This is a genomic window from Paenibacillus sp. sgz302148 (assembly GCF_056120465.1).
Map to the genome: position 1 here is coordinate 188,119 of NZ_JBVYOJ010000008.1, position 25,189 is coordinate 213,307.

Below are 25,189 nucleotides of genomic sequence, written 5' to 3' on the forward strand. Positions count from 1 at the left end.
GCATGCTTATGTCCGGAAATGAAGGCACCAAAGAAAACCCATGGCAGCTGAAAACGCCGCCGCTTACGTCGGAATACGAAATGTACAAGGACGAGAAGGACGGCAAAGCGATACTCGTCTGCACCGTCGGCAAAACCGTCCTGCATTATGACTACCGCTGCATCGAAGATTTGCACGCCATGCTGAAACAGCATGGCGACTGGATGGAGCTCGGCAGCGCGGATGAGCAGAAGCCGGCCAAGGACGGCACAGTGGAGGCTTGGGGACGTTCGCCGGAAAATCCGGCAGGCGGCTGGTACGGGCTGAAGAAAGGGCTGCGCGGCCGGTTCGGCATGTACATCCCGCCGCTGATGGAGAAGCTCGGGCTGGCGGAAGTGGAGCACAATGCCCGGAACAACCGGATGCGGGCGATCTAGCGGAAGCAAATGAAAACTCCTATAAGACGTTTGCCGAAAGCAAGCGATCTTATAGGAGTTTTTTGACGTTAAATTAAAGCGAAACAAGATCTCTGGACAGCTTGTTCAGCCGCTCGCAGCCATTCTCCGTAACGAGCACCATATCCTCGATCATGATCGAACCGACACCGTAGCCGTAATAAGGCGTCTCCAAACAAATCACCATGCCAGGCCGAAAGACGGCGGCCTCGGACGGACTGATGAACGGAGGTTCTTCCGCCGCAAGGCTCAAACCCGCGCTATGCCCCAAATGACCTCTGTTGTAATTGTCCAATCCGGAGCGGCGGATGAGATCCATGACCTCGTTAAAGACGTTCTTCATCGGCATCCCCGGCTCGATCATCTGCAAGAGACGGTCGTGCCCGACTCGGAGTGCATGGTATACTCGTTTCATATAATCCGAAGGAGATCCAAGCACAAAGGTACGGGCAATGTCGGAGCCGTATCCCGCGACCTCAACGCCCACGTCGAATTTGATCAAATCTCCCGGTTCCCCCGGACGAGTGTCAAACCGATACGCAGGAGCGAAGTTAGCCCCGACCGAAATCATATGGAATCGGGCGACGGAGCCATCCGCATGGTTCATCAAGGCTAACCGGAACGCCCCGGCGATATCCGCGGCAGAGCTGCCGACCCCGATCCCGCGGACCGTTTCGGCAATACCGGTTTCGGCATAAGCGCATGCTTTGCGCAGCTGCTCGATCTCCCAATCCGTTTTGACGGCGCGCAGCTCGCTAAAAATGGCGCTAGCGTCAAACAACTGAAGCGATCCGGCCATTCGGTGCAATGCCGTTGCGGCAGGATAGCGCATCGAATTCAGCTCGACGGCTGCTCTGCCGCTCGAAATGCCGTGTTCGGCGAGCACCTGGATCAGCATTCCGAACATTTCTTCCGCTTGGGGCGAAACCGGCCGTTTGCCCTGAAATTTGTCGCCTCTAAGGCCGAACGGATCGTCCACGTCAACCCATGTCGGATAAGTTCTAATCTCGCATTGAGACGCCAAATCCGCCGGAACGCCGGCGGCCTCGAACTCATTCATGATCAAGACCGTTTTCCGGTTCGGATCGCGGAACATTACGGCCAGCGCGACTTCATTCATGCGCAGCGTATACATGAAAGCGCTGGGGTAACCGGAAAGGTAATAGAAGTTCTCGCAACTCGACGCCACGAGGGCATCTAGGTTTTCCCTCTCCATAATCAATCCGGCACGTTCTGCAATACTCGCTGCATGAGCTTTTTCTAGATGATTCACGATCTCAACTCCTTCAAGCTTTCCGAGTGGCTGTCAGTCGGGCTGATTGGCCAATTGGCGCAGAAATTTGCGAGCACGTTCCGTTTGCGGCTGAACGAAAAACCGCTCCGGTGCCCCTTCCTCCTGAATCGCTCCATCACTCATAAAGATGACCCGGTTCGCGACTTCTTGGGCGAATTTCATTTCATGAGTGACAACGATCATCGTCATGCCTTCTGCGGCAAGCTGCTTCATTACCGACAACACTTCACCTGTTAATTCCGGGTCCAAGGCCGACGTCGGTTCATCAAACAACATAATTTGCGGCTGCATGGCAAGTGCACGGGCAATCGCAACCCGCTGCTGTTGGCCGCCGGAAAGCCGCGAAGGGTACTCGTCTTTTTTTCCCAGCAAGCCCACTTTGGCTAATAAGGACTCGCCTAGACGGACGGCTTCATCCATCGGCATCTTTTTAACGGTGGTAGGTGCCATAATCACGTTTTGTAATGCGGTCATATGCGGAAATAAATGAAACGATTGAAAAACCATGCCGGTCATTTCACGAATTTCCCGGATGGCTTGTTTTTTCGCTTTTGTATTCATTGCAGGCTCCCACCTCGCGTCACCTACACGAAGTGTTCCTTCGGTGGGCGTCTCGAGGCCGTTCAAGCAGCGCAGCAGCGTGCTTTTACCGGAACCGCTCGGTCCGATCAAGACGACGATTTCTTTGGGACGAACATGGAGATTTATATTTTGGAATACGACCAAATCGTCAAAACGTTTGCCGAGATGATTTACCTCAATCATGCTTACACACGTCCTTAATAAGCCTTTGATAATTTTCTTTCGATGCGGTTAAGGATGCCCGAGAATACCATGCTCATGATCCAATACATGAGGGCAATCGCAATAAAAAAAGGCATGGCAACATAATACTGCGCAACGAGCAGCTGGGCCGAACGAAGCAATTCGGTCACCGTAACGATCGAAACGAGCGAAGTTTCTTTCAGCATCCCGATAAAAGTATTGCCCATCGGCGGAATCGCTACCCTGGCCGCTTGCGGAAGAACGACTTTCAGCATCGTTTGCCATGGCGACAAGCCCAGCGATAAAGCCGCTTCCGTCTGCCCCTTGTGCACCGAAAGAATCGCGCCGCGAAACGTTTCGGACAAATAAGCGCCAATATTGATGCTAAGGGAAATATAGGCCGCTGTGAGCGGCCCAAGCGTAATTCCGAAATCAGGCAAACCGTAATACACGATAAAAATTTGAACAAGAATCGGGGTTCCGCGAATGATGGAAACATACCCTTTGGCCAGATTGCCGACCAGCCAATTTCCTTTCAGACGGGCGATTGCCACGATCAGTCCGATAAGGAGCCCAAAAAACATCGAAACGATCGTAATGAGCAATGTGTAGTACGCGCCCTTGAGCAGGAAGTCCAAGTTGTCAAATACGAGTTCCATTCATGCATCCTCCCAGTTCATGCCCTTAAATATTAGGATCGACTCCGAACCATTTTTGAAAAATTTCCTTGAACGTTCCGTCGGTTTTCATTTCGTCCAAAGCTTTGTTCAGTGCCTCAACCAGCTCCGGATTGTTTTTGCGAACCGCGATTCCGGCAACGTCTTCTTTAATCGGTTCTCCTACCGGTTTAATATCCAAATGATTTTTTTCAAGCAGAGGCTTGATGGCAAATATGTTGTTAATCGTCGCGTCGATTCTTCCGACATTCAAATCCGATAGGGAAGTGATGACATCGTTGTATGTGGCGATTTCAAAGTTGCCGACTTTCGGAAGAACAACGTCCCGCAAATATTTTTCGTCGTTTGTTCCGAGTCCAACGCCAATCTTCTTGTCTTTAAAGTCGTCAACCGATTTGATCGTCGTATTGTCGCTTTTCACAATGACATTTACTGCATTTTTAATGTACGGCTCTGAAAAATCCATCGTTTTTTTGCGATCGTCGGTAATGGTCACTTGAGTCACCAACGCGTCGTATTTATCTTTTTGCAATCCTTCGATCAATCCGGAAAATTCTCCCGTAATGAATTCCACTTCCACGCCCAATCGCTTCGCGACTTGTTTCGCGACGTCGGCATCGAAGCCGTCTACTTCATGCTTATCGTTCAAGAAGTTGTAAGGCGCGTAAGTTCCCATTAAGCCGATTCTAATTTTTCCGGCGCTCTTGATTTTTTCCAGCAAATTCGATGGAGCGGCCGTATCGGTTGTTTTATTCTCCGATTTTCCGGCGCACCCTGCAAGTACGATCATAATCAAGCTCAGCAGCGAAATGGCTGTAATCAGTTGTTTTACTTTTGTTGACATATATGTTCCTCCTAGATGTATCTATCTTCCTTGATTATCCCAACAATCCGCGGAATTCGAATTTTGCCGTTTCCTCGGCCATTTCCGAAGCGGAGCGGGGCGATTGAAAATTAACGTCATGCATAGGTCCGAACAGCCATTTGGACAACACGCCTGTAATTAAACAGACGAGGATGTTGACCCGAAGAGACAAATCTTCCGTACTCGGCAGCATCCCGAGTTCGGTTGCGCGCTGGACATTGTTTTTGAAAGCTTCCTCGAACGCAATCCAGGTTTGGGAAACGGCTTCTTGTATCGGCGGGTCTGCGCCTTGGCCCTTGATTAGCAATAGCGCCATCAAATATCGGTTCCGATCGGCGAATTCGAACAAATCCGTCAAAAGCCGTGCGGACGATTTCACCATATCCTCCACCGTACCGGCATGCTTGCGATAACCTTGCTGAATGACTTCGGTCAGCTTTTGTTCGCCGCCTGCGATTAATTCCAGAGCGAGCTGTTCTTTGCTTTGAAAATACCAATAAAACGTTCCTTGCGTGACCCCCGCGGACTTGACCACATCGGAAACTTTCGTATTGTGATATCCTTTTCGCGCAAATAACTCAAGAGCGAACCCCATCAGCTGCTGGCGGCGGTCCTGATCTTGATCCGGTAATGTAGGCAGTGCAAACGCTCCTCTCCATTAACTGACGAGTCAGTTAGTCTAATTCCGATAGGCTTACTATAGATTGATTGTTCTTTGTTGTCAAGCTCAAATCTACCTGCGCGAAAGGGTCTCTTCTTCAAACGATTATTATCATTTGCAGAATGAGAAAATCTATCCAAATCGGAGGGTTTGAGGAAACTCCTTATGATGCCAAAAACACCCGCAGCTCGATGAGCGACGGGTGTTCCGTTTTGGGTATATTTTGCAGTCATCCACGTGAATGCTAAGCTTGTACGCTTTCTCTTTCCATTGTATCCGCAGTACGAACAGCAGGGCGTGTGCCGGCCGGCGCACGACGCAGCGCGGGGATTTTGCCGACGACGAATTTGCCGAGCGGCAGCTTGTTCAGGATAAACGTAACAAGCATCGGTCCGAGTATGCCGATCACGAACAATCCAAGCACAAAAATGCCCATGTTGATTCGCGGCAGCTTCGGATAAACCAGATGAATCACTTTTTGAAACAGCGGATGCAGCAAATAAATGCCGAATGAAAAATTGCTGATAATCATGACGAAACGCGGCACTTTTTTGAAAAAGGACGCCAAATAAAATAAAGAAAACATGACCAGAATGGTGTAAGCCAACAAATCGACTCGAGTCGAGGCGATGTTCGTGAGCGTGCCTGTCCGCCTCATGAGATGGACAACGATCAAGCTTGCGATGCATCCTGCAAATATAAGCAAGCGGTATTTCCGCACAAATTGCCGGAACGAGGCAAGGTTGCGTCCGCAATAATAGGCGACCGTAAAGTAGAAAATCCAAGCCAGGAACGGGATTTTCGAAAAGTCGTACCAGTAATAAAATGCGTCCTTGAAATGGAATGGCGGCACGAAATTGAAAAAGCCCAAATAAGCCGCATTGATGACAAATGCGCCGGCTATGACCCATTTCATCGGTAAACCGCTTACAAATTTATGGAAGATAAGTTGTAATAAATAGAATTGCACGATAATCAATACAAAATAGCCATGCCATTGGCCCATTACCAGTTTATTGTACAGAATGTCGCCGAAAGGAAGCGGTTTGGACGTATAATAAAAATCGTAAGCCGTATACACGGTGCCCATAATTAAGTAAGGGACGACGATGTACAGAAATCGTTTGACAAGGAAGCCTTTCGGCATATGATCCTTGTATGCGTGCGAAAGTACGAGAGCCGAGATAAGGACGAACATCGGCGTTGCGAACATGACGGTCATCTGGATGGAACGAAACAGATCGATTGTCGATCTCGGCAAAGAATACGTGTAAATGGTCGTCGTCAGGGCGTGAATAAGAACAATGCTAATACAGGCAATGGCGCGCAGAAAAAATATTTCATTGACCAATTCTTTTTCTTTATTCATTATAACCTCCGATCGTTTAAGTTTATCACGCTAGCAGTGATAGAACGACTCTCAAAATCTACCTTTGGTATAACAATAACACAGCAGAGTATATTTACCAAGGAAATGATTTTCAATTTTCGACGGAATTCGGCTGTCTCAATTAGTTCGTGATATAATACGCTACATGGAGTACAATACATGGGATGTATTGTGCTTGATAAACTCGGAGGATTCGTGAAATGGACAAAAGAAATTCGCGCCAGAGGCCCAAACCTGCGCCGAAGCCTGCCTTCAAGGCGGTATCCAAACATAAACGCGCACCGCGCGAACCTAAACATATACCGGACAAACAATATGAAGTCAAAGAGCCGGAGGAGCTGCTTTCGTTCCTGCTTAAGAGCATCACCAACCAAAGCCGCAATTCCATTAAGTCGATGCTCGGGCGCGGCCAGGTGAGCGTGAACGGCAAGCGGGAAACCGCGTATAATGCTCCGCTGCAGCCGGGTCAGACCGTAACGGTATCGATGGAACGGGTCGTGGAACAAGTGCCTTTCGTCGGACTTGCGATATTGCACGAAGATGAAGATATTATTGTCATCAAAAAAGATGCCGGATTGCTGTCGATCGCCGCTTCGCCGGAAGATAACGAGCTCACCGCGTATCGTCAGCTTACCGCGCATGTCAGGGCAAGCCATCCGGACAACCGGATTTTTGTCGTCCATCGGCTAGACCGGGATACGTCCGGCGTGATGATGTTCGCGAAAAGCAAGGACGTGCAGCAAACGCTGCAGAACAACTGGCAGGACATCGTGAAGGAAAGAAGTTATGTCGCGCTCGTCGAAGGAAAAGTGAAGAAGCCCGAAGGCACGGTCTCGTCCTGGCTTAAGGAAAGCAAAACGCTGAAAATGTACTCCAGCCCGTACCCGAACGACGGACAGCATGCGGTCACGCATTATAAAGTGCTGCAGTCGAACGCGAACTTCTCGCTGCTGGACGTTCATTTGGAAACCGGCCGCAAAAATCAGATTCGCGTCCATATGGAAGAGATCGGCCATCCGATCGTCGGTGACAAAAAATACGGCGCCAGGTCGAAGGCAATCGGGCGGCTCGGGCTGCATGCGCGCATCTTGGCTTTCGAACACCCGACGACGGGCAAGCTGATGCGTTTTGAAACCGACATTCCGAAGCTGTTTCTGAACCCGTTCAAGGAAGGCTTTTCGGCAAAATAAAGGGTAAAGGGAGAGGAGGAGCGCGTTGTGAAAACATTCAAGAAGGTATATGTCGAAATTACGAGCGTGTGCAACCTAGCCTGCAGCTTCTGCCCGGAAACGAGCCGGAAGGCGAATTTCATCAAGCTGGACACGTTCAACAACATATTGGATCAGATCAAACCGCATACGAATCATATTTATCTTCATGTCAAAGGGGAGCCGCTGCTTCATCCGAAGCTGGACGAACTGCTGGACGCAAGTCACGCCAAAGGCTTCAAGGTCAATATTACGACGAACGGCACGCTGATCCGCAAATCGAAGCATAAGCTGCTCGGCAAGCCGGCGCTGCGGCAAATGAATTTTTCGCTGCACAGCTTTGACGGGCATGAAGGTTCGGAGGATCGGGAAGGGTATTTGCGGGAAATTTTTGCTTTCGTGCGGGAAGCTTCGGAACAAGGCGTTATTTTTTCGTTCCGTCTGTGGAACTTGACGCAGGACAATATGACCAATATACAGAGAAGCCGGAATCGGGAAACGCTCGCGATGATCGAGCGGGAGTTCGGCTTGGACTACCGTATCGAGGAGAAGGTCATCCCGGGCAGCGGCGTACGGATTGCCGACCGGGTATATTTGAACCAGGACCATGAATTCCAATGGCCGAGCCTACAAGCGCCCGAAGATGACGGCAAAGGGTTCTGCCACGCGTTGCGCAGCCAAGCGGCGGTGCTTGTCGACGGTACGGTCGTGCCGTGCTGTCTCGACGGGGAAGGCGTCATCAACTTGGGCAACATTCACGAGAAGCCGTTTTCCGAAATCGTCGAAGGGGAGCGGGCGAACAATCTTTTTTATGGATTTTCGCGGCGCGAAGCAGTCGAGGAATTGTGCAGAAGGTGCGGGTATCGGCAACGGTTCGGGACGTGAGAAGGGCACGGTACGCGTTTTTCGCCCGGCGTTTTGTCGCGGCGAATAAACTCGGGATTGAAAGAATGAGGAACCTGACGGGAGCGAATCGCTTCTTGTCAGGTTTTTTTTTTGCGCTGCATTGAAAATGGTGTTGTATGTTCCAGGCAAATTGAATCTCCTTCACAGCAGATTCACAGGGTCTTCACGTCGTATTCACAGGATTTTTGATATGCTAAAAAAGAAAGCGCTTACCTTCGAGGGGAGGAGGAATTGCTTACGTTTCGATGAAAAGCGGGTCGTACGGAGAAAGAAGCATTCGAAAGGAGGAATGAAAGAAATGATTCGCAGAGGAAACGGCAAGAAGTGGTTGTCCCTTATTTTTGCAGCAAGTTTGTTGTTTACGGCAGTACCTGCTTCACAAGTCGCCCAGGCTGATAATGGACAGCTCGAGGTTTGGGTGGAAAATCCGCTAAAGACGGTTTACCGAAGCACGGTTTTGCCTCAGCACCCGGTGCGGAGCATATCGCTCGTCTCGGCGAAAAACGAATATGAAAGTGCGCAAATCGCATTGCGCAGCGAGGAGACGGCTTTTACGATTGCAGGGGTCGAATTTTCGGATTTGAGTTCGCCAGCAACGGAAAGCCGTATTGATGGCAATCAATTAAAATACCGCTTTGTTGAATATGGGTTAACGGATACCGTACAGCCGAACGCTTTTTTTCCGGAGCGCGTAGGGCAGCCGATTTATCCGACGTCCGAGCTGCCGGATCCGTTATCGAACGAGGCATCCATGCAAGTGGAGGCACGGTCGACGCAGCCGATTTTCATTACGGCTTATGTGCCGCCGGGGACGATGCCGGGAGAATACGACGGCACGGTAACGGTAAAAACGACTTTGGGCGATTACCATGTACCAATTCATATCGAGGTTGGCAGCGCGGAAATTCCGCGAACGAACGAGTCCCGCTTTGTCAATTACCAATGGGCGATGACCAACGGGTTTACATGGGACGGCTTTTCTTGGGACGGATACCCCGAGGCGATGTATGACGTCGGCAAAAATTACTACGGAATCGATACATACAGTGATGCTTGGTTTGAGTTGATGGACCGGTTCGCCGGCGTCATGGCCGAATACCGTCAGAACATGATATGGGTTCGTACGGATTTGCTGCTTCAAGCCGGTGGAACGTATTTGTCCGCGTTTAAGGAAGGCATCCCCGAGCATATCGACTGGTCCGTATTCGACCGGTATGTCCAAACTTTTATCGACCGGGGCATCACCCATTTCGCCAACGTTCCCCTGATCCACGCGCTGAACTACATGCCGGAGGGCGAAAAACCGAGCGCCGACATCTGGAACGGGCAACAATTGCCCGATACGCTGCCGGTAACGGACGAATTTCTGAACAATTACATGACCGCGCTGCGCGATCATCTGAAGGACAAGGGTTGGATCGGCGAAGAAGGCTTCACTTGGTATCAGCATATTCGGGATGAGCCAACAAGCGGCAAAGACCGGAACTACTGGACCTATATCGCCCGGAAACTCAAGCAGGTCACGCCTGAGATCAAGACGATGGACGCCGATCCGAACGGCGTGCTGATGGACGATAGCACCAAGCCGTATGTGGACGTTTGGGTTCCGTTGACCCCCGCGTTCCAGGAGAAAAAAGCGCTCTACCAGGCGGAGCAGGCGGCGGGCAAAGAGATGTGGGTGTATACTTGCGATGTCAATCAGCCGCCTTGGCTGAACCGGTTCTGGACGCAGCCGACGTTGACCGGAAGGCTGCTGTTCTGGAATTTGAGCCAGGACAATGTAACCGGCCATCTGCATTGGGGCTGGAATGCCTGGTACGTGGGAAGTTATTACGGCGACTCCACGATTGTCTACCCGGACAAGGAGCATAAGACGGTGAAAAGCTCGCTCCGCTACGAAGCGCAGCGGGACGGACTGGAAGATTACGAGCTGCTTGAAATCGTCAAACGGACCCATCCGCAGCTCGCGAAACAAATTGCGGACAGCGCCGTCAGCCCGGCAGATCCGCGCAAATACACGCTCGATCCGGGCTATGTCAAGACGCTGCACGATTACCTGGTTCGCGCTGCTTCCGGAACGCAGACCGGCGATGTCCCGCTGCCGGTCAATCCGTATGCCGGGCAAGAAATACCGGACACTTATATGGCAGACAGCACGAGCGGCGATATTCGTTTCGAGGGCGGCTGGACGAACAAAAACCGCCAATTCGCTTATTTGGGCAGCGTGAAAGCGACAACGTCGGCCGGGGATTATGCGGAGCTTGATTTTAACGGCATCGGCATTGACGTCGTCATCGAGAAGAACGATGGGGCCGGCAAAATCGCAATTTCCGTGGACGGAGCGGAGCCGGTCATCGTCGATGCCTACGAGAAGGTGCAGCATGACTATTATACGATCTACAGCGTTCAGGGGCTTGAGCGAGGAAAGCATACGATCAAAGTTGTCAATGCGTCGGCCGGAAACTTGTATCTGGACGGCTTCCGCATCCATATGTACGAGGGACAGCAGCTATATGACGCATCGCTGGAAAGCTTGCAGATCGACGGTGTACCTTCCTTCTCGTTCAACAGCGGCATAACCGAATACCAGGCCATCATTCCGGAAGACATCGGTTCGATCCGCGTTGCGGCAGTTCCCGTCGACAAGTCGGGGACGATGGCAATCGGCGGCAAGCGTGTCGACAACGGCACGTCTTATACAGTGGATATCCCGAACGGCAAAAGCAAGCTTGTCATTCAAAGTACGGCAAGCGACGGCGAAACCCGGAAGCGGTATACGCTGAATTTCTTGAAAGGCAACAAGAATGAACCGGGTATGAATATAGCGAGAGATTACGCCGATATTACCGCCTCAGCTACCCGCCCTGGAGACGGAGGAGTCAACTACGGTCCGCAGAAAATGGTCGACGGCAGCTATTGGTCGATGTACGCCAGCTGGCAAGAATATATGAACACGCACCCGTTCCCGCATGAGATTGTCCTTAGCTGGAACGAGCCGAAAACATTCAATACGGTGGTGCTGGCCACATCGTCAGGCCTTCTTCAGGGCATTACGGATCTCGATGTTCAAATATCCAAGGACGGGACCCATTGGGAAAATGTAGCGCAAAAAGTTCCGTTCGGCTGGAAAAGCGACAAGGACGACGGCGTGATGGAGTTTTCCTTTGCGGGCCTCCCGGAGGTTAGCGGCGCATTGAAGCTGAGATTGCAAATCAACGAAGCCAATTACAAGTGGTGGAACATGTATGCCTTATATGAAATGGAGCTGTACAATCTTCCGAACAACGGCGAGCTTGGAGTTAAAGAACCGCAGGTCGATCCGCCGGTATGGTCGAACGGAACGCTGGAAGCATCGCACATAACGGCAACGGGAGCGACGTTGACCTGGTCCGGGGCTTCCGATCCGGTCGGCGTGACCGGGTATCGCATTTACATGGAAGGACAATTAACAGCAACGATTGAGGACGGCAATGTGAGCAGCTACGTGGTAACCGGACTGTCGCCGAATACACAGTATACCTTTAAAGTGGAGGCAGGGAATGCCGCGGGAAAATGGAGCTCCGACGGTCCGAGCTTAACCGTTGCCACCTTGGGCAAGCCGGACACGGCGAAGCCTGTTTGGCCGAAAGGCAGCAAGCTGACTGTCTCGGACGTAATGTCGTCCAGCGTGAAGCTGACTTGGCCGAAAGCGGCGGATAATGTCGCTGTAGCGGGATACCGGGTTTACGTCGACGGCAAGGAATACGGGGCGGTAACGGAAGGATACACGTATAGGGTCACGGGTCTGAAGGCGAAAACGAAGTATACCTTTGATGTAAAGGCATATGACGCGGCGGGGAATGAAAGTGAGGGATTAAGTAAATCCGCGAAAACATCGAAGAAGTAATCGGCACATCCCGCCTCGTCCTGGCTGGCCCGCACCGGAACAAGCCGTAATCATTCGGATTCGCGGATGAGGAGATGAGGACGGCATTCGGCGGATTCGGCGCGAATAGCGAGCAGCAGATGCAGTATGGGGAATGCACGGTCCCCAAGCTGCATCTGCTTTTTTAAAGAGAAAATATATTACGTGAAATTCAAACCGGTTTCGAGCTTGTCAAACCCTTCGATAAGCGTGTCGCTAAAGCTGGCGTCCGGATTTTCCGCGCAATGAAGCATCACCGAAACGGTCATACCCATGATCGTGCCGGCGAATAAACGAATGTCCAGATCGTTTGCGGGTTTGCCGACGCGTCCCGCCACCAGTTCCGTAATCATTTCCATCGTTTGCGTTAAATTGTTGATCGTCGCCGCCCGGAGCTCCGGCACCGTCATAATCAATTGATTACGCTCGAATACAGCATCCAGCTCTTCGGCCGACATGCCCGCAAGACCGGCAAGCATCGCGTTGCGCACAGCCTGCAGCGGGGTTAGCTCAGGCGGCTGCTTTTCGAATTCGGCGATCAGGACCGGGTCGTAGTTGTCCATGATCACGACGTCTTCCTTGGTTGCGAAGTAGCGGAAAAACGTGCTTGGGGATATTTCAGCAGCTTCTGCAATTTGTTCCACGGTTGTTGCATTATAGCCATGCTCCCGGAATAGCCGCAGGGCGTGCATTTGGATCGAAGCCATCGTTTTGGCTTTTTTCCGCTCGCGCAATCCGAGAACCGGTTGATTCGTAGTCAATGGGTTCACTCCCCGATTTGAATTTGCCGTACCTCCGTTCCTTTTGTCTCGGAAGTCGAAGGCCGCAAGAAGACAAGTGATAATATAAATCCAACGACGGCGAAGCCTCCGCATATAAGAAGCATCGCGTTCATTCCGTGCACAAAAGCGGAACGCACCGATTCCAGCAAAGTTTCCGAATTCATCTTTTGTGCCGCAGCGGCACCGGCGGATACGCTTCGTCGCACCAATTCTACGACATCGCCGGGCAAGCCGTCCACATTCAGTTTATCACGATATGTCGTGCTAAGCACACTGCCGAGCAGGGCAACCCCCATCGTCCCCCCGACATTGCGCATCGCCATAATAAGCGCCGAGCCAACGCCGCTGCTCTCACCGCTCAGCGCGGACATGGCAACGTCCATGCAAGCCGGCATCGCGAAGCCGATCCCAAGTCCGACCAAAGTAATCCAGACCGAAGCGAAGCCGTAACCGCTGTCCGCCGCCGTATTGGCGCCTACGAATAATCCTGCCGCGATAAGCAAGAAACCGAACGCGATCGTAAGTTTGATCCCGAATCGCGGTTGTATTCTTTCGCTAACTTTGGATCCGACCAGTAGACCGCCGATCAGCGGCAGAAGCCGAATCCCTGCCCCTAAAGCGTCGACGCCTTCGACCCCTTGGAATAATTGCGGTGCCGCAAACAATATGCCGAACATGGCGAAAGATACGGCGGTTGCCAATATCGATCCCCAGGTGAATCCGGCGGAGCGGAATAGCTTGGTATCGACAAGCGGATGGGCCGCCCGGCGCTGCCATAAAGCAAATCCGGCGAGAAGAAGCAGTCCGGCCATGATCGCGATTAGCGCCGCCAGGTCGTCCCAACCTTTCTCCCCGGCCTCGATGACGCCATAAGTGAGAGCGACCAATCCCAGGCTTGAGGTAAGGACACCGAAATAATCGACCTTGGTTTTCTGTTCGCTGCGCATGGAGGGCAGCAGCACGGCAACCGCAATCAATGCGATCGCGACTAGCGGGATATTGATCAAAAATACGGAGCCCCAAGCGAATTCATTCAGCAGCCATCCGCCGATAATCGGTCCAAGCGGAATGCCGAGCGCGTTGGACATCACCCATATCCCGATCGCTTTGGGACGTTCTTCTTCCGTGAACATAACCGGAATAATGGACATGGACAGCGGAATGAGCAGCGCCGCACCGAGTCCTAGAACAGCGCGTCCGGCCATGAGCGTTCCCGAGGAATCGGCATAAGCGCAAGCGATGGATGCCGCGCCGAAGATCAATAGTCCAACGATGAGCATTTTCTTGCGTCCCAGCCGGTCGCCGAGCAAGCCGGCGGGCAGCAGCGCCGCGGCGAAAACTAAATTGTACGCATCCGCGAACCATTGAAGCTCACTATTCGTCGCGTGCAAGTCCGTTGCCAAAGTCGGCAAAGCCAAATTCAGAATCGTCAAATCGAGTCCAACCGCCAGTAGCCCGATCGCGAGTGCGCCGAGCACCCACCATTTGCGGTTTTCTAAAGTTAACATGAAAGTTACCACCTTTCGAGTGTTTATTTAAAATGACATTAACTATCATTTGATAGTATATGTCTTTAATTCATTATTGTCTACAGAAATATTGTTCGATATTTCGGTTCTCTTTTTCGCGGCCGAATCACGGTTGGCGGAGCCGATAAAGACCGATTTTTTAGCAATACGTCTTGTACGGGTTGCCGACAGCGGGCAGGATCATATAGAGGTTTGTCGAATAAACAACCGAGAACAAACCGCAGGAGGCTTCGCATGAACAAACTTTCCGTATCCGTCAGGCTTGCTTGCTGGCTTACGATTCGCATGTGGGTTGCCGCATTGCTGCTCATCGGTTCCGCGTTCGGCATCGTGGGCAATATCCGGGCTGAAGCGGCACATGCCGATCATTTGCTGACCGGGCAAGCGGGCGGGCAAATTACTCGCGTCGAATTGGAAAACCGGGGAAGGGGTTATCGCGATTATTCGTTTGCCTATACATACGAGATAGAGGGAAACCGTTACGAAGGCCTCGTCTATTGCACAATACCATCTACAAGCGGGATTCCTTACGAGACGGGGGAAGCCGTTACCGTATGGTTCAACCCGGAGCATCCGGATGATTCGAAGCTGCCGAGTACGGTGCCGGTCAAATTGCATATCGTTGGGTATATCTTCTTTGCGGTCGTTTCAGTCATCGCGCTCGCCGCGATCATATGGAGCACCGGCAGGAAGCTCGGGACGATGCGCCGCGGCATTGCCCGGACGGTAACATGCACCAAGTATTACAAAACATCCAAAGGCAGCCATGCCTATGTCGGGTATTATTCTGGGCCGAACGGCAAGAAGTGTAATTTTTACGAAAGCAAAACCTTTCCAATCAAACATGCCGAATCCGGCATACCGATCTTCATGGACCGGGAGAACCCGAACACGTATTTACTCATGATAAGTATCCCGCGCGGCATCTACTTGTCGGAACAAGAGCAGAAGTGGAAGGTAAAAGGATGGAGGCTCGCTTTGCTGGGCGGGGTGAACCTGTTGATCATACTGCTGATCTTCGCAGGCTTAGCATTTTCCTAAGGGGAAGCCGGGGACAAGAATCGGGACTAGGAGCGTTCATGTTGCGAGTCCGATGCGCGGACTTCGCCTTTCGGTCCTGAAACTCTCAATCGAGGCTTATTCCCCTGAAAGCCCATCGTTGATTTTCTGACATTTTCCGTGCCCTTCGCCTGTTCGTCGGACAATAGTTCGGTATATAATACAATCAACAATGTAAGCCTTTACAGGAAGCGAGAAGACGGAGGGGGCAGCATGAATCGATCCAAGGTTGTTATCGTAGACGATGAAGTGCCGATTCGCGAAAGCTTGCGCATGTTCGCGTGGGCCGAGCACGGCTTTGAGCTTGCCGGAGAAGCCCGGCACGGGCAAGAAGCGCTGGATTTGTGCGACCGGCTGCAGCCCGACATCATCGTGACCGACATCGTTATGCCGGTGATGGACGGCCTGCGGCTGACCCGCCTGCTGAAGGAACGCAAGCCAGAGTATCAAGTCATTCTGCTGACGTGCCACAGCGAATTTGATTATGCTCGCGAGGCGTTGTCGCTTGGAGCAAGCGACTATTTGCTTAAAGGCACGTTTCGCGACCAAGATTTGGCGAATGCGTTGAATCGTGCCAAAGGACGCATTCCGGCAAGCCGCGTACAGGAGAGAGTGGAGGATGCGAATGCGGAAGTGATGATGAACATGCCCCCGCAAAGGAAGTCGGAGGCCGTGCATCCGAGAGCGTTGAAGAACAAGCACTCGCAAGGGAAGTTCGCGGCTGCGGCCGAGCATGGTCGGGAGAGCCTCGAGAAATCGCATGGGCAAACGATGGGAGCGGAGACGCTACAAGGACAAGCGAAAATGGGAGCACATGGCCGGCAATGGCGGACACCGGTGTACGGACAAGAGGCATTGGCGCCCGTCCATGGCCGGGGAAGCGTAGAAGCGGTAGCAGCGCCCGGACAAGAGAAGCAGCGGCAGCATGCGGCAATACACGAGCAAGACAAGGCGGGAGGGAGCGGCGGCCGGTGGAGGACGGCGGAAGCTAACGTTCATGAGCTGCCGGGGGCGGGCCATGCGCTCGATCAGGACGATGGCAAGCGGTACGAAATCCGCCATGCGCTCCACTTCATACAGGCGCATTTGGCCGAACCGTTCGATCTGCCTGTCGTTGCGGAGCATGTCGGCTTAAGCGCCAACTATTTCGGCACATTGTTCCGCCGGGAGACGGGGGAGCGGTTCCAGGATTACGTGAAACGACAGCGGCTGGAGAAGGCGGCACATCTGCTCCGCAACAGCCCTCTGAAAGTGTACGAGGTTGCGGCGGAAGTCGGCTTCCCGAACTACCGCTATTTCACCGACGTGTTCTTCCAGCAGTACGGGCGCAGTCCGCGCGAATTCCGGAGCAGCCATGGCTAAGCTTCGGGGGCTGTTCTCGACGATGTTCGTCAAGCTGTTCCTGATGCTCGCCTTGGCGAGCCTGCTTGCTTTTTCAGGCTTGCTCTACAGCGCCCTCAGCAGCTCCCGGGAAGCTCTGTCGAAACAAAAGTCCGAGGATATGACGATGTTCATCGAACGGACCTGGCAATATCTCGATCTGTATCTGCAAAATATCCGCAACATGCTGATCAGCCTATCCGACCGCATCAACGATAATTTGCTGGATCATCCGGCGGAGCTGGAGCAGGTGATGCAGGAATACATCAAACGAAACAGCGGCATCGCCTCATATATGTTCGTGCAGCGCCGCGATGGGACGATCGTTTCAAGCGATGAGCTTGTGTACGGCGTCGTCGGTCATCCGGAGCTGCCGCGTATTTTTCGCATGGCAGAAGAAAGGCCCGGAACCATTCGATGGAGCGAGCTGTATTATTCGCCGATGCTGACCGACCGCACGATCGCCTTCGCCCTGAGTCTCAAGGGCGGCTTGGGAACGGTGCTGCTCGAGATCAACACGGCCCAGCTGACCCGCAAGCTTCACGAGCTGCTGCATAGTTCGGGCCAAGGGTTCGCGTTGTTCACGGGTCAAGGAGGGATCGTCTCCTACGATCCGTACAGCTCGATCGTCCCGTACAAGCCGGCGACGCTGCCACCCGAGATGGACGAACGATTCGCGGGGACGCTCCGGGGGTTGTCCCGGGGCATCAGCCGAATCGAAGGCGCCGCCGGACCGCTCATGGTGGTGAAGAGCGAGCGGAATGAGCTCGGCTGGTATTTCGTCACGATGACCGACGAGCGGGATTTCCGAGAAGCGACGAACAAGCTGCTCATTCGTTTTCTCGGCATCGGCGCATTATGGTTTTCGCTGCTGATCGCGCTGACGCTGTTCATCAGCCGACATTTCACGACGCCGGTCAACCGGCTCGCGCTGCAAATGGACCGGATTCGCGGCGAACGGTTCGTCGATTCGTACCGGCAAATCGAGCGCCGAGACGAAATCGGACGGCTTTCGCGCAGCTTCTACACGATGATCGGGCGCATCCAAGAACTGCTCGCCACCGTACGCGAGACGGAGGAACGGAAGAAGGCGACGGAAATGGAACTGCTGCTTCATCAAATCCGGCCGCATTTTCTGTACAACACGCTCAGTTGTATCGGAAGCTTGGCCAAGCAGCACCGGGTCCAGGAGGTCGAGGAAACGATCCGTTCCCTGATCGGCCTGCTTACGTACAGCATCGGCCGAAACGAATTCGTCACGCTGGAGGAAGAGATGCAAGCATTGCGGGAATATATTCGGATTCAAAATGTAAGATACGGGGATGCGTTCCATTATGCCGACGAAATCGATCCGTCGGTTGCGCAGCTGCCTGTATTGAAGCTGATTCTGCAGCCGCTCGTCGAAAATTCGATCTTCCATGGCTTAGCCGCCCGCGGAGAGGGAAGCGTGCTGGTGCGCGCGCAAGTTGAAGATGCCAAGCTGGTGCTCACCGTGTGGGACGACGGCGAAGGCATGTCGATGCAGCAGATCGAAGCCGCGCTCGCCGCCTCCGTTCCGACGCCAAACGGCGATACCCCTCGGCACAACGGCAAATCCGGCCGATTCAACGGCATCGGACTGTCGAACGTCAAGGAACGCATTCATCTTCACTATGGGCCGGCGTATGGGCTGCATATTCGCTCCGAGCTCGGACGGTGGACGGAGGTCACCGTTGTTTTACCTTTGCCGTAGGCGTTTGCCTGCGGCGTTTTCTTTTTCCGATATGAGCGGAACACGATCGTTGACGAACTGACATTTTCGTGAAAGCGCTGTATATTTTCCGCCGTACGGGCTCGGTATAATTGGATAGTAAGCAGCGTCTACGACAAGGGGGGGATCGTATGGTGGATGCACAAATCGTGGCAGCCCCGCAATCGGCGACAAAAAAGCGCCGCACAATATGGCATTGGATCTGGAAATACCGTGCGCTTTACTTGATGCTGCTGCCCGGTATCGTATATTACGCCATCTATGTCTATGCGCCGATGTACGGCGCGATTATCGCATTCAAAGACTATAACATCGTCAAAGGCATTTTCGGAAGCTCTTGGGCGGATCCGTGGTACAAGTATTTCAAAATGTTCTACGATTCGCCTTACGCTTTCCAGACATTGCGCAACACGCTGCTCATCAGCCTGTACAAACTCGTATGGGGGATGCCGCCCGGCATCATACTTGCCATCCTGTTGAACGAGGTGCGGCATTCCTTCTACAAACGTTTCGTGCAGACGGTCAGCTATTTGCCGCATTTCCTCTCTATGGTCATTATTAACGGTCTCGTCATCGCCTTGCTGTCGCAGACGGACGGCCTGATCAACCAATGGATCAAATCGGCGACCGGGCAAGCGATCCCGTTCCTGACTTCGACGGATTGGTTCCGCAGCATACTGGTCGGATCCGGCGTCTGGCAGCATGTCGGCTGGAGCGCGATCATTTATTTGGCCGCCATCGCAGGCATCGATCCGACGCTGTACGAGGCCGCGCGCTGCGACGGCGCAGGACGTTTTCGCATGATCTGGCACATCACGCTCCCCGGCATCCGCAGCGTCATTATGCTGCTGCTCGTGCTTCGGCTCGGGCATGTGCTCGACGCCGGATTCGAGCAAATCTACATCATGTACAACGTGCATGTATATCCGGTTGCCGACATTATCGACACGTGGGTGTTCCGCGTAGGTCTCGTCGACATGAACTTTAGCCTGGCGACGGCCGTCGGATTGTTCAAGACGCTCATCGGCGTCGTGCTGATCGTTGGGGCGAACCGGCTGGCGAAGCGTTGGGAGGGATCGATATGGTGACGTCGGTTTGGAAAGACCGGGTGTACATGTTCATCGTATACGCGCTCCTCGCGGGTCTTGTCGTCAGCATCATTTTCCCGCTCATGTACGTCATCAGCGTATCGCTCACCCCGTACAGCGAAGTGCTCAAGCACGGCGGATTTCTCGTCATCCCGCGCAAAATTACGCTTGCGGCGTACAAAGCATTTTTGCAGGACGATCTCATTCCGCACGCGTTCGGCGTCACGATATTCATCACCGTAGTCGGCACGTTCGTCAATCTTGTACTGACTTCACTCATGGCCTATCCGTTGGCGAAGAAATATTTGCCGGGACGCAATGTTTTCCTGCTGATGATTGTGTTCACCACGCTGTTCGGCGGCGGGATGATCCCAACGTATCTGATTGTCAAAGAAACGGGATTGCTCAATACGGTATGGTCGATGATCGTGCCCGGCGCGATCGGTTCCTTCAACTTGCTCGTCATGAAAGCGTTCTTCGAAAATTTGCCGGAAAGCCTGGACGAGGCGGCACGTATGGATGGTGCGGGCGAAACCGGCATTCTGATTCGCATCGTGCTTCCGTTATCGATGCCGATTATGGCGACGATCGGGTTATTTTACGCGGTGGGGCATTGGAACGAGTTTTTTGCCGCGATTCTGTACGTCAGCGATCGAACGCTGCATCCGCTGCAGGTCATGCTGCAAGGCATTTTGCGCGCCGGCCAGACGCCGGAGGTCAACATCGAAGAAACGCTGCCGACGATATCGCTGCAGATGGCGGCGGTCGTCATTACCGCTTTGCCGATTGTCGTTATCTATCCTTTCATCCAGAAGCACTTCACCAAAGGGGTTCTTCTCGGATCGGTCAAAGGTTAAGATAAAAATCATTGGAAGAGGTGTTCGCCAAATGAAGAAGAAGTGGGTCACGGGCGTGATGGCACTGTTCATCGGCCTCAGCATGGTACTTGCAGGTTGCGGGGGAAGTGGGGACAAGGCGGGAGAAACGAATAAGGATACGCCGAAGGCAACAAACGAGACGCCAGATACCGACAAGGACAACGGCGCGCAAGCCGAGACGCCGAAGGAACCGGTCAAGTTCTCCGTATTCATTCAGGGCGGGGGCGGCAATCCGCCGCAGGATAAAGACCCGATCATTCAACAGCTGAACAAAGATTTGAACATGGTGATGGATTTTAATATCGGGGTGACGGAATACAACCAGGTGCTGACCGCCAAAATTACCGGTGGTACGCCGCCCGATGTGTTCTCGGTGAACAAAACGCTGATGAGGCAGCTGGCGGATCAGGATTTGTTGCTCGATATCGGGAAATATCTCGACAAAATGCCGAATATTAAGCAGGCGTACGATGAAGCGCTACTCAACAAAGGAAAGTATAACGGCAAAATTTACGCGCTCGACAAACGGCCGTCGATTCCGATGCATACGTATTGGATTCGGGCGGATTGGCTGAAGAAGCTGGGGCTTGAAACGCCAAAAACGCTCGAAGACTTCAAAAAAGTGCTCATCGCCTTCACGGAGAACGATCCGGACGGCAACAACAACAAAGATACGTACGGCCTGACGGGAGCCGATCTGCCGGCGTTCAGCGGCATATTCACCGCGTTCGGCGTGGCGAATCCCGGCAACTGGATGATCGTGGACAACAAAGCCGAATATTCCACCGTGGATCCAAGAATGAAGGACGCGATCGCTTACATTGCCGATTTGATCAAGGCAGGCGCGGTCGATCCGGAAGTGTTGACGAACCAGAATCCGAACGACAAGGCGTTCAAAGGGCAAGCCGGCGTTATTTACAGCAACTGGCCGTCGATGAGCGTCGACGCGAAGGTGAAGATTTGGAAAGAAATCAATCCGAACGCCGAATGGGTGCAGCTCGACGCGCTTGAAGGACCGGGCGGCAAATTCCAAGGCACGTGGGATGTAGGCAGCTCCCAAGGACTGATCGCTTTGTCCAAAACGCTCGAGAACGAACCCGACAAGCTGAACAAGGTGCTGGAGTATCTTAACTACATTACTTCTCCGGGCAAGGGGCAAGACACGGTCAACTACGGGGTCGAAGGCACTCATTATAAAATGGAGGACGGCAAAATCGTCGCGCTGCCGGCCATGGGCGAGCTTGGCTACGCTTATCAGGAGCAGTTGACCGGCCGCGCGGAAATGGAATATTTGAAAATCAAGTTCGCCAACCAAGGACCTTATATCGAATTCGCGATGAACCAGCCGCGCATTTCGATCTACAGCGCGCTTATTCCTCCGCCTGAAGGCGTTATCGCCGACGATCGTTTCGAATACGAAGAACTGGTCAAGTTCATGTACGACAAGCGGCCGCTCGCGGAATGGGACGATTACATCAACACGCTGAATACGAAATTCAACATTACGTCCCGTACGGAGGAAGCCGCCAAAATATTGAAAGACCAAGGATTCTTGAAATGATTATGACGGGGGCACAAGAGAATTTTCGTTCCGTGGAGGAACGGTACGACATTGTCGTGTGCGGCGGCGGGCTGGCGGGCTTTTGCGCCGCCGTTGCCGCGGCCCGGCACGGCACTCGGGTATGCCTCGTGCAGGATCGGCCGGTGTTCGGCGGCAACAGCTCCTCGGAAATTCGCGTCCCCCCGCAGGGGGCTGCGAGCTTCCATGCGTATGCCAGGGAGACGGGCATCATCTCCGAGCTGCTGATCGAGGAGCGGGCCGTGAACCATGAGGCGCCGACGTTCGATAACGGGTATATCAACAGCGTTTGGGATCTGGTGCTTTATGACATGGCGATGACGACGCCGAATTTGACGTTCCGGCTGAACACGACGATATCCGCTGTGAAGATGCGGGATGGGGATGCCAGGACGATCGAGGCGGTTGTCGGGCACGTCGGCCATGCCGAGACGGAGCTGACGCTGTACGCGGATTCGTTTATCGATTGCACGGGGGATGGCGTCGTGGCCGCGTTTGCGGGATGCGAGTGGCGGCTCGGCACGGAAGGCCGGGACGAATTCGGCGAACCGCACGCGCCGGAGCAGGCGAGCGCCGCCGTAATGGGCAACTCGATTCACTTCAAGGCGAAGGATATGGGACGGCCTGTGCCGTTTACGGCTCCTTCTTGGGCGGTGCGGTACGAGAATCCGGACTTTTTCTACAAGCAGGGAAGGTGGCCGGGGGACCAGCGCAGCGGGTTTTGGTGGATCGAGTTGTCCGTGCCGTGGCATACGATCTACGACAACGAAACGCTGCGCCACGAGTTGACCCGGCATGTGCTCGGCGTGTGGGATTGGATCAAAAACCGCGACCCGCGGCTGAAGGACGAAGCGGTCAACTACGGGCTGGATTGGGTCGGCCAAGTGCCGGGCAAGCGGGAAAGCCGCCGCATTATGGGCGATTACCTGATGACCGAGCACGACCCGCTGCAGCGGACCGTGTTTCCCGATGAGGTCGCCTACGGCGGCTGGTTCATCGATTTGCACGAGCCGGGCGGATTGCTTGCCGAGTTTAGCGAGAAGTCCGCGGTAGCGGGGCATGGCGCCGCGTACATGTCGAAGAGCTATGTCGGCCCTTACGGCATCCCGCTGCGCGTGCTGATTGCGCGTGACATGAACAACCTCATGATGGCGGGCCGCAATGTTAGCGTGACGCACGTCGCGCTCGGCACGGTGCGCGTCATGGGCACGACCGCGCTGATGGGCCAGGCGGCCGGAACCGCGGCGGCTCTTGCGGTGCGAGGCGGCGTGCCCGTGCGGCAGGTGCCGGCGCGCGACGTGCAGCAGGCGCTGCTGCGCGATGGCTGCTTCCTGCCGAACGCCGCGAACGACGACCCGCGCGATGTGGCGCGGCTCGCGTCGGTTGCGGCGAGCAGCGAAGCGGCGCTGGCCGGAGGCGAGCCGCTGCCGCGGGATGCCGAGGGCTGGCGCGAACCCGGCGCGTTGGACGCGCTGCGCGGGCAGTGGATCGCCGTCGGCGCGGAGCGGATCGAGCGGCTCGCGGTGTGCCTCGATAACGAGGCCGACGCGGTGCAGCGCGTCGAAGCGCGATTGGTCGAGGTCGAGCATCTGTGGGACTACCGCGTCGACCCGGGGCCGGGGCGCGTGTTGGCTCAGGCGACGCTGGAGGTGACACCGGGCCGCGACCTATGGGTCGAGTGGCCGGTCGGCGTGGATGTATCGGCGCTGCAGGGGAGGTACGTCCGGCTCGATTTGGGCGCGAACCCGGCGATTCGGTGGCATGCCGCCCGCGCGGTGGAGCCGGGGCATGTGAGCGCCTATGACTTAGGAAACGGGGCGATGCGCCGTTACGGTCTAGGCGAAATGATGAGCTATCGCATTGAGCCGCCGCAGCGCTGCTACGGCGCAGGGCAGGTGCTGAGCGGCGTTACTCGCCCTTACCGGGGGACGAACCTATGGCGCTCGGATCCGTCGCAGCCGCTGCCGCAATCGCTGGAGCTGCGTTGGGCGCAGCCGGTTGCGATTGGCCGGGTGGAGCTGACGTTCCCGGGCCACCTGCTGCGCGACTATCGGCAATATCCGCCGCTGTACCGCGACCCGCAATGTCCGAAGGACGTTTCGGCGGAAGCCTGGGTCGACGGCCGGTGGATCGAGCTTGGCGCGATCCGCGATAATTACCAGCAGCGCCGCGCGATTGCGGCCGAGCACCCGGTGCTCACGGATCGGCTGCGCGTGACCGTGCACGCGACGAACGGCGATCCGTCCGCGGCGATTTACGAGGTCCGCTGTTACGCGGAGTGAATGGAGCCGTTGCTCACGGATCGGGTGCGCGTGACCGTGCACGCGACGAACGGCGATTTGTTCGCCACAATCTACAAGGTCCGATGTTACGCGGAGTGAATGGAGCCGCTGCTGACGGATCGGGTGCGCGTGACCGTGCACGCGACGAACGGCGATCCGTCCGCGGCGATCTACGAGGTCCGCTGCTACGCGGAGTGAATGGAGCCGTTGCTGACGGATCGGCTGCGCGTGACCGTGCACGCGACGAACGGCGATCCGTCCGCGGCGATTTACGAGGTCCGCTGTTACGCGGAGTGAATGGAGCCGTTGCTCACGGATCGGGTGCGCGTGACCGTGCACGCGACGAACGGCGATTTGTTCGCCACAATCTACAAGGTCCGATGTTACGCGGAGTGAATGGAGCCGCTGCTGACGGATCGGGTGCGCGTGACCGTGCACGCGACGAACGGCGATTTGTTCGCCGCAATTTACAAGGTCCGATGTTACGCGGAGTAAACCGTGTGGCGGTTTCTAGGCTACTTGGTCATGAGCTTTCCCAAAATCCAAGTACAAGTTCAAGTCCTTGCTTAGCGAGTCATAGCCCCTAATGATCATCTGGTGGATTAAAACGCTTGAATGACCAGCATGCTCTATAAATAACTGGAAAACATGCATGTAATTTAAGTGGATCAACTTATCTGGTAAAAATAACTGGAAAACATGACCTTAAAATTACGGATATATTCGGAAATCCGATGAATCGCCAAAAATAAATACAG

Annotated in this window: 19 protein-coding genes; 11 read left to right on the top strand and 8 right to left on the bottom strand. The window is 54.2% G+C overall.

Going from position 1 to position 25,189, the window contains the following annotated elements; translation table 11 throughout:
- Positions 1–8 precede the first annotated feature (8 nt).
- Positions 9–416, top strand: coding sequence for a DUF6855 family protein (locus AC0LWM_RS13965; RefSeq protein WP_474675560.1), 408 nt, complete (start codon positions 9–11; stop codon positions 414–416).
- 73 nt (positions 417–489) lie between these two features.
- Here AC0LWM_RS13965 and AC0LWM_RS13970 read toward each other — a convergent pair whose 3' ends face one another.
- The 6 genes from AC0LWM_RS13970 to AC0LWM_RS13995 form a co-directional block, all read right to left on the bottom strand.
- Positions 490–1,707 carry a M24 family metallopeptidase gene (locus AC0LWM_RS13970; protein WP_474675561.1) on the bottom strand — a complete coding sequence of 406 codons (1,218 nt, stop codon included), beginning with the start codon at positions 1,705–1,707 and terminating at the stop codon, positions 490–492.
- Positions 1,708–1,740: 33 nt separating this feature from the next.
- Positions 1,741–2,493, bottom strand: a complete 753-nt coding sequence (locus AC0LWM_RS13975) for an amino acid ABC transporter ATP-binding protein (RefSeq protein ID WP_474675562.1) — start codon at positions 2,491–2,493, stop codon at positions 1,741–1,743.
- Positions 2,494–2,507: 14 nt separating this feature from the next.
- The gene (locus AC0LWM_RS13980; RefSeq protein WP_474675563.1) at positions 2,508–3,152 is read right to left on the bottom strand and encodes an amino acid ABC transporter permease; all 645 of its coding nucleotides are present in this window, start codon (positions 3,150–3,152) and stop codon (positions 2,508–2,510) included.
- A 25-nt stretch (positions 3,153–3,177) separates the two neighbouring features.
- Complete coding sequence (locus tag AC0LWM_RS13985; RefSeq protein ID WP_474675564.1) at positions 3,178–4,014, bottom strand: transporter substrate-binding domain-containing protein; 837 nt, start codon at positions 4,012–4,014, stop codon at positions 3,178–3,180.
- A gap of 34 nt (positions 4,015–4,048) precedes the next feature.
- Entirely contained in the window at positions 4,049–4,630 is a 582-nt protein-coding gene (locus AC0LWM_RS13990) for a TetR/AcrR family transcriptional regulator (protein WP_474675565.1), read from the bottom strand.
- Positions 4,631–4,940: 310 nt separating this feature from the next.
- On the bottom strand, positions 4,941–6,065 hold the full coding sequence (locus tag AC0LWM_RS13995) for an acyltransferase family protein (RefSeq protein WP_474675566.1): 1,125 nt from the start codon (positions 6,063–6,065) through the stop codon (positions 4,941–4,943).
- 221 nt (positions 6,066–6,286) lie between these two features.
- Between AC0LWM_RS13995 and AC0LWM_RS14000 the strand changes: the two genes are divergently transcribed.
- The 3 genes from AC0LWM_RS14000 to AC0LWM_RS14010 all read left to right on the top strand — a co-directional run bounded on the left by AC0LWM_RS14000 (position 6,287) and on the right by AC0LWM_RS14010 (position 12,086).
- Entirely contained in the window at positions 6,287–7,276 is a 990-nt protein-coding gene (locus AC0LWM_RS14000) for an RluA family pseudouridine synthase (RefSeq protein ID WP_474675567.1), read from the top strand.
- Positions 7,277–7,303: 27 nt separating this feature from the next.
- Positions 7,304–8,179: a radical SAM/SPASM domain-containing protein gene (locus AC0LWM_RS14005; RefSeq protein ID WP_474675568.1), complete on the top strand. Its 876-nt coding sequence runs from the start codon at positions 7,304–7,306 to the stop codon at positions 8,177–8,179.
- A gap of 319 nt (positions 8,180–8,498) precedes the next feature.
- Complete coding sequence (locus AC0LWM_RS14010; protein ID WP_474675569.1) at positions 8,499–12,086, top strand: glycoside hydrolase domain-containing protein; 3,588 nt, start codon at positions 8,499–8,501, stop codon at positions 12,084–12,086.
- 179 nt (positions 12,087–12,265) lie between these two features.
- On the opposite strand, the gene AC0LWM_RS14015 is transcribed toward AC0LWM_RS14010, so the two are convergent.
- Both AC0LWM_RS14015 and AC0LWM_RS14020 read right to left on the bottom strand, forming a co-directional pair.
- Positions 12,266–12,865 carry an acyl-CoA-like ligand-binding transcription factor gene (locus tag AC0LWM_RS14015; RefSeq protein ID WP_474675570.1) on the bottom strand — a complete coding sequence of 200 codons (600 nt, stop codon included), beginning with the start codon at positions 12,863–12,865 and terminating at the stop codon, positions 12,266–12,268.
- Between the two features lie 5 nt (positions 12,866–12,870).
- Complete coding sequence (locus AC0LWM_RS14020; protein WP_474675571.1) at positions 12,871–14,394, bottom strand: MFS transporter; 1,524 nt, start codon at positions 14,392–14,394, stop codon at positions 12,871–12,873.
- A 255-nt stretch (positions 14,395–14,649) separates the two neighbouring features.
- Here AC0LWM_RS14020 and AC0LWM_RS14025 point away from each other — a divergent pair, with 255 nt between their 5' ends.
- From AC0LWM_RS14025 to AC0LWM_RS14055, 7 genes are all read left to right on the top strand, one after another.
- Positions 14,650–15,456 carry a DUF3592 domain-containing protein gene (locus tag AC0LWM_RS14025; RefSeq protein WP_474675572.1) on the top strand — a complete coding sequence of 269 codons (807 nt, stop codon included), beginning with the start codon at positions 14,650–14,652 and terminating at the stop codon, positions 15,454–15,456.
- A gap of 231 nt (positions 15,457–15,687) precedes the next feature.
- Positions 15,688–16,836, top strand: a complete 1,149-nt coding sequence (locus tag AC0LWM_RS14030; protein WP_474675573.1) for a response regulator transcription factor — start codon at positions 15,688–15,690, stop codon at positions 16,834–16,836.
- A complete protein-coding gene (locus AC0LWM_RS14035) occupies positions 16,829–18,586 on the top strand; it encodes a cache domain-containing sensor histidine kinase (RefSeq protein ID WP_474675574.1) in 1,758 nt (585 codons plus the stop codon). The genes AC0LWM_RS14030 and AC0LWM_RS14035 overlap by 8 nt, the downstream gene beginning before the upstream one ends.
- Positions 18,587–18,735: 149 nt before the next feature.
- A complete protein-coding gene (locus AC0LWM_RS14040) occupies positions 18,736–19,692 on the top strand; it encodes an ABC transporter permease (RefSeq protein WP_474675575.1) in 957 nt (318 codons plus the stop codon).
- A complete protein-coding gene (locus AC0LWM_RS14045; protein WP_474675576.1) occupies positions 19,686–20,549 on the top strand; it encodes a carbohydrate ABC transporter permease in 864 nt (287 codons plus the stop codon). The genes AC0LWM_RS14040 and AC0LWM_RS14045 overlap by 7 nt, the downstream gene beginning before the upstream one ends.
- Before the next feature lie 31 nt (positions 20,550–20,580).
- The gene (locus tag AC0LWM_RS14050) at positions 20,581–22,131 is read left to right on the top strand and encodes an extracellular solute-binding protein (protein ID WP_474675577.1); all 1,551 of its coding nucleotides are present in this window, start codon (positions 20,581–20,583) and stop codon (positions 22,129–22,131) included.
- Entirely contained in the window at positions 22,032–24,431 is a 2,400-nt protein-coding gene (locus tag AC0LWM_RS14055; RefSeq protein WP_474675578.1) for an FAD-dependent oxidoreductase, read from the top strand. The genes AC0LWM_RS14050 and AC0LWM_RS14055 overlap by 100 nt, the downstream gene beginning before the upstream one ends.
- Positions 24,432–25,189 lie beyond the last annotated feature (758 nt).